The 10,478-nt window shown below is 49.4% G+C and carries 9 protein-coding genes; all 9 read left to right on the top strand.

Annotated features, from left to right (window positions below):
* Positions 1-55: 55 nt before the first annotated feature.
* The 9 genes from WFI24_RS15010 to WFI24_RS14970 all read left to right on the top strand — a co-directional run bounded on the left by WFI24_RS15010 (position 56) and on the right by WFI24_RS14970 (position 10,428).
* Positions 56-1,240 carry an exonuclease SbcCD subunit D gene (locus WFI24_RS15010; protein ID WP_336761958.1) on the top strand — a complete coding sequence of 395 codons (1,185 nt, stop codon included), beginning with the start codon at positions 56-58 and terminating at the stop codon, positions 1,238-1,240.
* On the top strand, positions 1,237-4,656 hold the full coding sequence (locus WFI24_RS15005) for an SMC family ATPase (protein WP_336761957.1): 3,420 nt from the start codon (positions 1,237-1,239) through the stop codon (positions 4,654-4,656). Before WFI24_RS15010 ends, WFI24_RS15005 begins: the two co-directional genes overlap by 4 nt.
* 433 nt (positions 4,657-5,089) lie before the next feature.
* A complete protein-coding gene (locus tag WFI24_RS15000; RefSeq protein WP_336761955.1) occupies positions 5,090-5,434 on the top strand; it encodes a hypothetical protein in 345 nt (114 codons plus the stop codon).
* 347 nt (positions 5,435-5,781) lie between these two features.
* Positions 5,782-6,141, top strand: coding sequence for a histidine triad nucleotide-binding protein (locus tag WFI24_RS14995; protein ID WP_336761953.1), 360 nt, complete (start codon positions 5,782-5,784; stop codon positions 6,139-6,141).
* 269 nt (positions 6,142-6,410) lie between these two features.
* The gene (gene rpsU, locus WFI24_RS14990; RefSeq protein WP_005547957.1) at positions 6,411-6,584 is read left to right on the top strand and encodes a 30S ribosomal protein S21; all 174 of its coding nucleotides are present in this window, start codon (positions 6,411-6,413) and stop codon (positions 6,582-6,584) included.
* Between the two features lie 15 nt (positions 6,585-6,599).
* Positions 6,600-7,043: a GatB/YqeY domain-containing protein gene (locus WFI24_RS14985; protein WP_062835503.1), complete on the top strand. Its 444-nt coding sequence runs from the start codon at positions 6,600-6,602 to the stop codon at positions 7,041-7,043.
* Positions 7,044-7,314: 271 nt separating this feature from the next.
* Positions 7,315-8,649 carry an NfeD family protein gene (locus WFI24_RS14980; RefSeq protein WP_336762254.1) on the top strand — a complete coding sequence of 445 codons (1,335 nt, stop codon included), beginning with the start codon at positions 7,315-7,317 and terminating at the stop codon, positions 8,647-8,649.
* Between the two features lie 158 nt (positions 8,650-8,807).
* Positions 8,808-9,818, top strand: coding sequence for a flotillin-like protein FloA (gene floA / locus WFI24_RS14975; protein WP_336761949.1), 1,011 nt, complete (start codon positions 8,808-8,810; stop codon positions 9,816-9,818).
* Positions 9,819-9,831: 13 nt separating this feature from the next.
* Positions 9,832-10,428 carry a hypothetical protein gene (locus tag WFI24_RS14970; RefSeq protein WP_336761947.1) on the top strand — a complete coding sequence of 199 codons (597 nt, stop codon included), beginning with the start codon at positions 9,832-9,834 and terminating at the stop codon, positions 10,426-10,428.
* Positions 10,429-10,478: the final 50 nt, after the last annotated feature.

The raw sequence follows: 10,478 nt of genomic DNA, 5'->3' as shown, positions 1-10,478 counted from the left end.
AACGGATTGGAATTCAGAACCATGGATCTCACATGGGAGAGGGGTGGTACGGACGATGCGTATTTTGCATACAGGAGATTGGCATTTGGGAAAAACGCTGGAAGGACGAAGTCGACTGCGTGAACAGGAAGAGTTCGTTGATGAACTCGTCAGGCTGGCTGATGAGCAGCAGGCGGATGCCATATTGATGGCCGGAGATGTGTATGATTCCGTCAATCCTCCCGCAGCGGCGGAACAACTTTTTTATGAAGCGGCAGCGCGTCTGACGGAGCATGGAAGACCCCTCGTGGTGATTGCAGGAAATCATGATCAGCCAGAGCGGGTGGCTTCTGTGACTCCGCTTGTAAACAGACAGGGTATTACACTCGTAGGCATGCCTACTTCAGAAGCCGTAACCATCCATGCACAGCGGACCGGAGAGACTGCACAGATTGCGGCATTACCTTATCCTTCTGAAGCCAGATTGAATGAATTGCTGACAACGGATGGGGATGAAAATGTGCTTCGTCAGGCATATAGCCACCGGGTGGGCATGTTAATGCAGCGTCTGGCAGCTTCTTTTCGCCCGGATACTGTGAACTTGGCCATGAGCCATATCTATGTGCTTGGCGGACTTGAGAGTGATTCGGAACGTCCGATTCAGATCGGTGGGGCTTACACGGTGGACCCTTCGTCTTTATCGACTGGTGCGCAATACACGGCACTCGGGCATCTTCATCGTGCACAGGCTGTCAAGGGAGACGGTCTGATTCGATATAGTGGCTCTCCGCTGGCCTACAGCTTCTCGGAAGCGGGGCAGAGCAAGTCTGTCACGATGGTTGATCTTGCACCAGGCGGAGCTGCACAGGTAGAGGAAGTCTTGTTAACGTCCGGGCGTCCGCTCGTTCGTTGGCAGGCGCGTGGTGGTCTGGCGGAAGTATACCGTTGGCTGGACGAGGGACGTGATCCGCAGGCTTTTATCGACATGGAAGTGTGGTTGGACGAGGCGATGTCTTTGAAGGAGATTCAGCAGCTGCGAAAATCACATGAGGGTATCATTCACATACGCCCCGTGTATCCCGAGATGGCTGCAGCAGGACTTTTGGAGCAACGATCCGAACTGCCGGTCCACGAACTGTTCCGTAAATTCTATCAGCGTCAGACGGGTGGCGCACAACCGGAAGACAGCCTGGTACAGCTTTTCCTGGAACTTGTCGATGAAGATGAGCCGGGTGTGCGTGAGGAGGTTGAGGAAAGATGAAGCCGATTCTATTAAAAGTTGCCGGACTGCAAAGCTATCGGGAGATGCAGGAGATTGATTTTACCGTGCTGACGGAAACGGGGCTATTCGGTATATTCGGTCCAACAGGCAGCGGTAAATCTTCCTTGCTCGATGCAATCACACTCGCCATGTACGGAAAAGTGGAACGTGCGGTGAACGGCACGCAGGGCATTATGAATCATGCAGAAGATTCATTGTCTGTTGCTTTTACATTCGAACTGATGTCTGCGGAAGGCACTCGAAGGTTTCGCGTAGAGCGACGGTTCAAACGAACTAATGAAGTGTCGGTGAGTAACACGATCAGTAAATTCATAGAGACGGTTAATGGCGAAGAACAGGTACTTGCCGACAAATTGGCAGATGTTAATCGCTGCGTTGAAGATGTGATCGGTTTGAAGATGGATGATTTTACACGTGCAGTGGTGCTTCCGCAAGGAAAGTTTGCCGAGTTTTTGTCACTCAAAGGCAGTGAACGTCGCCAGATGCTGCAACGCTTATTCCATTTGGAGAAGTATGGGGATCAGCTAGCCATCAAATTAAGTCGGCGGGTCAAGGATAATGATATGGTTCACCAATCTCTTGCTGCCGAGCAACAGGGACTTGGCAATGCCAGCAAGGAGACACTGGAAGAGACCAAACGTCTTCTTCAAATCGCAGTGCAACAGTCTGAATTGTCTCGCAAAGCGCTGGATGAAGCGGCGAAGGAAGCCGAACAACTGGGTAAAATACGTGAGTTAAGTAACGAACGGCAGGCCCGTACAGATGAACAGCAGAAGCTGAAAGCACTGGAACCACAGATTGAGGCAGGCGAACAACGGCTGAAACAATCTGTAGCAGCAGATGCAATACTGCCTGCGTTGCAGACGGTTCGAGATGCTATGGCTATGCAGAAGCAACGGCAGGCTATCGCAGAGACAGCTCAACAGCAAGCATTGGAACATGAGCGTCTGTCCGTTCAGCAAGCAGAGAAGGCCGAGATCGCACGTACGCAAATGGCTGAGGAAGAACCGAAACTGCTGTTGCGCCTGGAGCAGCTTGAACAAGCGAAAGAGCTGCAAAGGGAACGGGACGGTCTTCAAGTGGATTGCTCGCGCCTCATGCAACTTCTGGAACAGGGACAGGGCGAACAGAGTGCGTTGGGACAGCAGCTTGAGAAAGAAAAGGAATTGCAGCAGCGCGGGCGCAAACGGCGTGAGGAACTACAGGAGAGCCTCAAGCCGAATGAAGTGAAGTCAGAGGAACGCAGGCAGCTTCAGGCTGCGCTTGAGCTGAAGCATCGTGTGGATACTGCCGCGGAGCAGTTGCAGCAAAACAAGGCTGACATGCAAGCCTACAAGCAGTCAGCAGAACAGGGAGCCGACAAGCTGAAAGCGGCGGCTGAGGAAGAAAGACGCCTGAGTGATCAGCGTATGCATCTGGTAGAACAGGCGTCAGCAGGTCTTGAGGCCTTGCTTGCTTGTGAGCAGGACATTAGCCGCGAACAGAGCCTGCTGGCCCTTGCGGAGGAACAGCTGCGTGGCACGATGCGAGAGCAGGAGCTGCACCGGCTGTCCTCCGCTTTGCGCGCCGAATTGCACGACGGCGAGCCATGCCCGGTGTGCGGCTCGCCGCATCACCCGCTCCCGGCTGCGCCGCCGGGAGAAGGTCCGCACGCAGGCGATGCGGACCTGGAACTGCTGCGCAGCCTGCATGCGGAGCTGCAGGAGCTGCGCTTTGGGCTGCGCCAGCAGCTGCACGAACGTCGCAGTCTGCTGACGCAGCTTGGCGCTGCGGCCGGCGAAGCTCCGGCCGCAGTCGAGGCCGCGCCTGCGGCAGCGGAGCCCGAGCCCGCCGGGTCGCCCGAACACGGGCGCTCCCCGGCAGCCTGGGCATCGCGTGCCGCTGCGCTGCGCGAAGCCGCGCAGGCGCTGGCTGGCGCAGCAGCGCCATTGCAGGCGGAAGCCGCCGCGTTGCAGCAGGCGGCTGTAGGCGCCCAGCAGCGCCGCATGGAAGCGGCAGCTGCGCAGGAGGCCGGCCGTGCCGGTCTTGCCCAGGCGGAGCGCAAGTTGGCCGAGAGCGAGGCCGCAGTGGCTGCCTTGCAGGGCCGCTGGGCCACGGAACTGCCGGGCATCGCTCAGGAGGAGGCCAAGGCCCTCTATCAGGCGATGCAGGAGCGCGATGCGCGCGCCGAGGACATCAAGGAACGTCTGAACAAAAGCGTGACGTTCCTTGAGGAAAAAGACCAGATCATTCAATCTCTCCAACAGAAGCTGGTTGAATTGGATAAACAACTGATTCAGTGGCAAACGGAATGGCAGGGCAACAGCAAACAACTGGCCGAGAAGGAAGAACGCTTGCGTCAGTGGGTTGGGGAGCAGCGGGTAGAAGATCTGATTACTTCGGCTCAGGTTCGTCTGGATGGACTGCGAAAAGCAGCTGCGGAGTCGGCACAACGCTTCAAAGAAGCGGACACGCTGAAGCAGGAGTCAGCCAAGAAAGATGTCATGGCACAGCAAGCCGCCGTCTCGGCCGCAGAACATCTGCAACAGGCACAGGAACGGTGGCAGCAATTGCTGGAACAATCTCCGTTTGACTCGGACGATGCTGTCGTGTCCGCGGCGATTCCATCCCAGGAGGCGGAACGACTGGCAGGAGAGATCCAGCAGCACCGTGAACGTGAGCGTGAACTGGCATCCCAATTGCGCGAACTGGAACAGAAGTTGGGTGGTGCTAATGTATCGAATGAACAGTGGTTCGCCTGTACTGAACGTTTGCAGCAAGTCCGGACTGAGGATGAGGCGGCTCTTCGTGCCAAAGCACGGGCAGAACGTGATCTCGAGGATGTAGAGCAGCGACATGTTCGCTGGACCGAACTGGAGAACAAGCGGGTGGAGGTAAGCCGTCAAGGCGAACTGCTCAGCAAACTTCAATCCGCGTTCAGAGGCAATGCTTTTGTCGAGTATATTGCCGAAGAGCAACTGATGCAGGTTAGTCATGCGGCTTCTCAGCGTCTGCGTTTCCTGACCAAACAACGCTATTCACTGGAGGTGGACTCCGGTGGTGGTTTTGTAATCTGTGATGATGCCAATGGGGGAGTCAAACGACCAGTATCAACGTTGTCAGGTGGCGAGACGTTCTTGACCTCATTGTCATTGGCGTTGGCACTGTCAGCCCAGATTCAGCTGCGAGGCCAGTACCCACTTCAATTCTTCTTCCTGGATGAAGGGTTCGGTACACTTGACCCGGAGCTATTAGATACCGTTATCACGTCTTTGGAAAAACTGCATGACGACCGATTGGCTGTCGGTGTAATCAGTCACGTTCCTGAACTGCGCGCACGCTTGCCGCGTAAGCTTGTGGTGATCCCGGCAGGTGAAGGCGGAGGCGGTTCGCGGGTGGTCTTGGAGACCCTGTAGAGAGCAAGATGTATAATCTGTTATATGTGCCGGGCTCATGATCCAAGATTTTGCGAGATGGTCGAAGAATATGGCGCTGGACTTAAGTTTATTTAGAGACTAGACCTGTCGTCAGAATGACTTTCATTTTTGATGAATCGAATGTTATTGTAAAAATATTTCTTTTCTTGCTTTTATAACTTAGCGTAGTGAGTTACATCACAGATACAGGTTCATCCCGCTGTTATACTACAGTTAAGCCGACAAACTTTATTTTAAGTACCCCGGCGGACATCTGATCAGGACGCTTCCTGAATAGATGTCCGCGCAGCAGCCTTCCAAGGAAGCCGCTACGGGGTGCTTCTTTTTTTGTATTTTCAACGTTGTGTCAATTCGCCCAGATCTGAATACCATGAAAAGGTGATCAAGAGCAGATTCAGGGAGGCGTTGGCAAGTGGAAAAGGTGGAAGCGAAGAAAATATGCAAGGAACACATGCACCGATATGTATGTGTGCAGATGAATGACGGCATGCAATATGATGGCATTATGGAAAACGTGGATGATGAAATGATTTATCTTGCTGTTCCAGTTGGGCCTGAAGCTGTCGCACATCATGCGAACTGGGCTCCAAATGCAATGCCGGGTGCGAATTATCCTATAGGTCATACCCGCGGATTCTATCCAGGATACGGGTACCCTACGCCTTATCCTTATTATGGTTACGGCCGCAGACGTTTTAACCGACTCGTGCTCCCGTTATTTGCACTCACTGCATTAACGTTGCTGCCTTATTATTGAACCATGCACTGGCGTAATCGGATCAGTTGCTTATATGGAGTGACATTGGCTTCAACTGAATAAAAAAATTATTAAAGGATGGATCAAGCATAGAACCTTTCTCATCTCCACGTGCAAGAATGGAACTCACTGAGATGCAGAAAGGTTTTTTGCTTTTATACAATATCTGTTATTTATTCCTAATGGGTAAGTTCACTTGAATAGTATGGAAAGAAAAGTCTTTAACATGCTGACACCTGTAGCGAAAAAGATGTTCACCCGTAGTCAAGAAAATTGGACTACACTTTTTACTTCGGTTATGATGTACAGGAATACATAATTTTCAAAACAAAAGGAGGGTATGAACTATGGATTGCTTATTTTGCAAAATTGTAGAGGGCAGCATCCCCTCCAATAAAGTACTGGAGAATGACCATGTTATCGTTTTTCATGACATCCAGCCCGCTGCGCCTACACATGTTCTCGTCATTCCGAAGAAACATATTGCTTCCATGAATGAAGTGACCGCAGAAGATCTGCCTTTTATCGGTGAGATTCATCTGGCTGCTCAAGAAGCGGCCAAACGTCTTGGCGTGCACGAAACAGGATATCGCCTGATCAACAACTGTGGTAAGGATGGAGAGCAAACTGTCCACCATCTGCATTACCATTTGCTTGGCGGTACCAGACTTGGTGTACTGACAAGTTTGTCTGATTCTCACAAATAAACGAGCTAATGTGTACTAATATCGAGGATTTAGACATATGTATTAAATCCATGAATATGTGACTTAACGCTCATATAAATGAATCAATTTCATAATACCTTTAGCTGCTTTAATCAGGGTACAAAATCTATTTTTAATGAGTTATGAAATTGATTCAAATAAGTGATCATTACATTGAGGTTGACACCTTTATTACCTTTCGCCTATAATGAAAGATGATGAACCGTGTTATTGCTCTTGGACGGTCTGGTCGGAGGGAGGGAAAACTGGTGTCTGAAACTAAAGTTCGCAAAAACGAGACTATTGATGCTGCACTTCGTCGTTTTAAACGCTCCATCGCTAAAGATGGCGTATTGGCTGAGGTGAAGAAACGTAAGCATTATGAGAAGCCAAGCGTAAAGCGCAAGAAAAAGTCCGAGGCTGCTCGTAAGAGAAAGTTTTAGGAGGATTTTAACTACATGAATCTTAGCGAACGATTGAACGAAGATATGAAGCAAGCGATGAAGAGTAAGGACAAGTTCAGACTCTCCAACATTCGGTTGATTCGTTCGACGATCAAGAATCTTGAAATAGATTTGAAAAGAGATTTGGATGACAACGAAGTGCTTGATATCCTGAGTCGTGAAATCAAACAGCGCAAAGATGCCCTCCAAGAATTTGACAAAGCGGGCCGTGAAGACCTCGCGGCAAATGCAAAAGCGGAAATTGAAGTACTCATCCAGTACCTTCCCGCACAGCTTTCCGAAGAAGAAATTAAAGTTATTGTACAGCAGACCATCCAGGAAACCGGTGCTTCTTCGAAAGCCGAGATGGGGAAAGTCATGGCGGCCCTTATGCCGAAAGTTAAAGGCAAAGCGGACGGCAAACTGGTAAATCAAGCAGTTCAACAATTTCTGCAATAAAGCAAACTAATAAACACCTTCTGACCTGTCAGGAGGTGTTTTTTCCATTTTCATGAACGCATGATGTCCTTCTGATAGCAATTATTTCTTTTAAATGGTTAATATATAGAATTATGGTTTTAAATTCTTGCAATTGCTCCAGTTTTCAAATATAATTTTAAGATTTTGAAACGAAATGTTGCATTGTACGTAATAAATACCATAAGCTGGACAGTATAACATTAATGGAAAAGGGGGGACTATTGTGAAGGGAAAGCGCCGGAAGAAGCTTATGGGGCCATTGATGCTCTTAATGCTGCTGACGCTGTTGCTTCCTGTCTGGATTGGATCACCGTCAGCGCATGCAGCTGAGAAGAGTGGCGCCGTATATATTATTCCGGTTGACAAACCAATCGAGCAGGGACTTGGCAAGTTCATGGAACGCGGCTTCAAGGAAGCAGAGAAGATGAATGCTGGCCTGATCGTTCTTGATATCAATACGCCGGGAGGCCGTGTCGACACTGCGGAAGCGTTGGGTACCCTGATTAAGGACAGTCCGATAGAAACTATTGCATTTGTTCGTGGAGATGCTGCTTCAGCCGGAAGTTTTCTGGCCCTGAATGCAGATAAGATCGTAATGTCACCAGGCAGTATGATCGGTGCGGCAGCAATGGTGGACAGTTCGGGCAAACATGTTGATGATCCGAAGCTTGTTGCGTTCTGGAAAAGTAAAATGCAGGGAGCGGCTGAAATTAGTGGCCGTGATGGCAAGATCGCAGCTGGAATGACGGAGGTTAACATGGTTGTGGAAATGCCGGAGATTAATAAAACCAAGCAAAAAGGTGAAATTATTGCTCTCTCGGCTGAAGAAGCGCTGAAAGTCGGTTATGCCGACCACATCAGCAACACACCGGAAGAAGCGGCAACCTGGCTCGGTTACAGTCAGGATGATGTATTCAAGGTAGAACGGACGACAGCAGAGAATATCTCATCCTTTCTTACCAATCCTGTTGTTATGACCATATTGTTGTTCCTCGGAATCGCAGGTGTGGCCATTGAACTGATCGTTCCTGGGTTTGGAGTACCTGGTATTGTCGGTATTGTGTGTTTTGTCCTGTATTTCTCAGGAAATTACGTTGCCGGTTTTGCAGGAGCAGAGACGTGGGTATTGTTCACTGTCGGACTCATCTTGATGATTCTGGAGATGTTCATACCAAGCATGGGTATTTTGGGTATTCTGGGATCAATTGCGCTTGTTGCCGGTGTTGTGAGGGCTGCTTATGATACGAGTGATGCATTCGTTTCTTTGGGTATCGCTTTTGGAGCAGCATTGGTAGTCATTGCGATTATCGCAGTATTGTTTAAAGATCGAGGGATATGGAATCGATTCATACTGAGTGACAGTTTGTCTGCGGAACGTGGATACTCATCTGCGACCGAACGTAAAGAGTTGATTGGACTGCAAGGCATCAGTCTCACACCGCTTCGACCTTCTGGAACAGCGATGTTTGAAGGGGAACGAATTGACGTTGTGACCGACGGAGACTTTATTCCCATCGATACACCGATTATTGTGATCAAAGCGGAAGGTACTCGGATTGTAGTTCAGCAAGCTCTGCCGGTGTAACTCGCTCTGTTGTCGAAGCGGATTAACGCTTCGACAATGTACATAACCACTTAGCTTAAACTGTCAGCGATGTGGTGCATTCTTCAAACGAGCAGTAATTCATAAGATCTGCTCGGTTGTATTCATCAAATTCAAAAAACAAATGGAGGAATTATCACATGGACACATCTATGATCACGATTTTGCTCATTGCGGTAGTAGGTATTATCGTATTGAGCGTATTTTTCAGCTTTTTCCCAGTAATGCTCTGGATATCGGCAATTGCATCCGGTGTGCGTGTTAGTATTATTACCCTGGTCGCGATGAGACTTAGACGTGTAACACCTAGTCGAATTGTAAATCCTATGATTAAAGCAACCAAAGCAGGTATTCAATTGTCGATGAACCAACTGGAAAGTCACTTTCTGGCCGGTGGTAACGTTGACCGTGTGGTTAACGCCCTGATCGCTGCCCAGCGTGCAAATATTCCACTCGAATTTGAACGTGCTGCTGCGATTGACCTTGCTGGTCGTGACGTGTTGCAGGCGGTTCAAATGAGTGTTAACCCGCGTGTTATCGAAACGCCTGTTGTATCTGCGGTGGCAAAAGATGGTATTGAAGTTAATGTTCGAGCAAGAATTACAGTTCGTGCAAATATTGATAGACTCGTTGGTGGTGCTGGTGAAGAAACAATCATCGCCCGTGTCGGTGAAGGTATCGTAAGTACCAACGGTTCAGCAGAAACGCATAAAGTGGTGTTGGAAAATCCCGATCTGATCTCTCGTACAGTCTTGTCCAAAGGACTGGATTCTGGAACTGCCTTTGAGATCCTGTCCATTGATATTGCGGACGTGGATATCGGTAAAAATATTGGTGCTTTCCTGCAAACCGAGCAGGCAGAAGCTGATAAGCGAATTGCTCAGGCGAAAGCAGAAGAGCGTCGTGCGATGGCTGTAGCCCAAGAACAAGAGATGAAAGCGCGCGTTGTGGAAATGAGAGCGCGTGTTGTTGAGTCAGAATCAGCAGTACCACTTGCAATGGCAGAGGCTTTGCGTAGTGGGAAAATTGGAGTTATGGACTACATGAATCTCAAAAATATTGAAGCAGATACTCAAATGCGCAATTCATTGGGAAAACCTGTTGAAGGTTCGAGTTCCAACGATCAGGGTGATTCCAAAAACGGAAGATAGGCGGTGAGTGCATATGGGCCTATTTGAATGGATTTTTGATAATCTGTACATTGTGGCTGTAGTCGGTTTTGCGCTCTTCTCGTTCTTGGGGAAAGCTGCCAAATCGGCTGATCCGAACAAAAAGCGTCCTGCCAACGGGATGCCTACGTTTGGAGGCGGCGGTGATTCAGATCGGGAAGAACGCTCAAGAGACAATTCATCTCCGCAGCAGTCTTCCGGACATACTGATCCCCGTTATGATGAACAGTATGACGATCGGTACGAAGACGAACAATATGAGAATCAGTATGGTCAGCCATATTCGGAGCCTGCTCCTTCTTCTCCGTCCGCAAGTGACTACAGAAGTGAGAACTCTTTGAGCAGCATGGAAAGCACACTTGATCAACAAAAGAAAGACCTGGAACGACAGGAACGATTGATTCAAGAGCGATTAAATCGCTTCTCTTCTGCAAATAAACCTGTTGTGTCTGATTCCAGTTGGGATATACCCGACACAGGTGAACAAGTGTCTCCACTTCGACCTGAAGATATTCGCACAGGTGTCCTGTGGGCAGAAGTGCTGGGTTCTCCTCGTTCCAAACAGCCGTTTGGTACAAGAGGGAAACTGTAACCAAGTCTTCATAATGAACAGAAATAGAGCCGTCTCTGGTGTGCAGAAAG

Origin of the sequence: Paenibacillus sp. USHLN196, from assembly GCF_037144955.1 — a bacterium.
Classification (GTDB): Bacteria; Bacillota; Bacilli; order Paenibacillales; family Paenibacillaceae; genus Paenibacillus; species Paenibacillus xylanexedens_C.
The sequence above is the reverse complement of the archived record's forward strand: the minus strand, read 5'-3'. Positions and strand labels throughout refer to the sequence as shown.

Bases quoted from the DNA above. Each gene is read 5' to 3' on its own strand.
- floA (WP_336761949.1), top strand. From the start codon at position 8,808: ATGGACACATCTATGATCACGATTTTGCTCATTGCGGTAGTAGGTATT.
- WFI24_RS15005 (WP_336761957.1), top strand. From the start codon at position 1,237: ATGAAGCCGATTCTATTAAAAGTTGCCGGACTGCAAAGCTATCGGGAG.
- WFI24_RS14995 (WP_336761953.1), top strand. From the start codon at position 5,782: ATGGATTGCTTATTTTGCAAAATTGTAGAGGGCAGCATCCCCTCCAAT.
- WFI24_RS14985 (WP_062835503.1), top strand. From the start codon at position 6,600: ATGAATCTTAGCGAACGATTGAACGAAGATATGAAGCAAGCGATGAAG.
- WFI24_RS15010 (WP_336761958.1), top strand. From the start codon at position 56: ATGCGTATTTTGCATACAGGAGATTGGCATTTGGGAAAAACGCTGGAA.
- WFI24_RS14980 (WP_336762254.1), top strand. From the start codon at position 7,315: ATGGGGCCATTGATGCTCTTAATGCTGCTGACGCTGTTGCTTCCTGTC.
- WFI24_RS14970 (WP_336761947.1), top strand. From the start codon at position 9,832: ATGGGCCTATTTGAATGGATTTTTGATAATCTGTACATTGTGGCTGTA.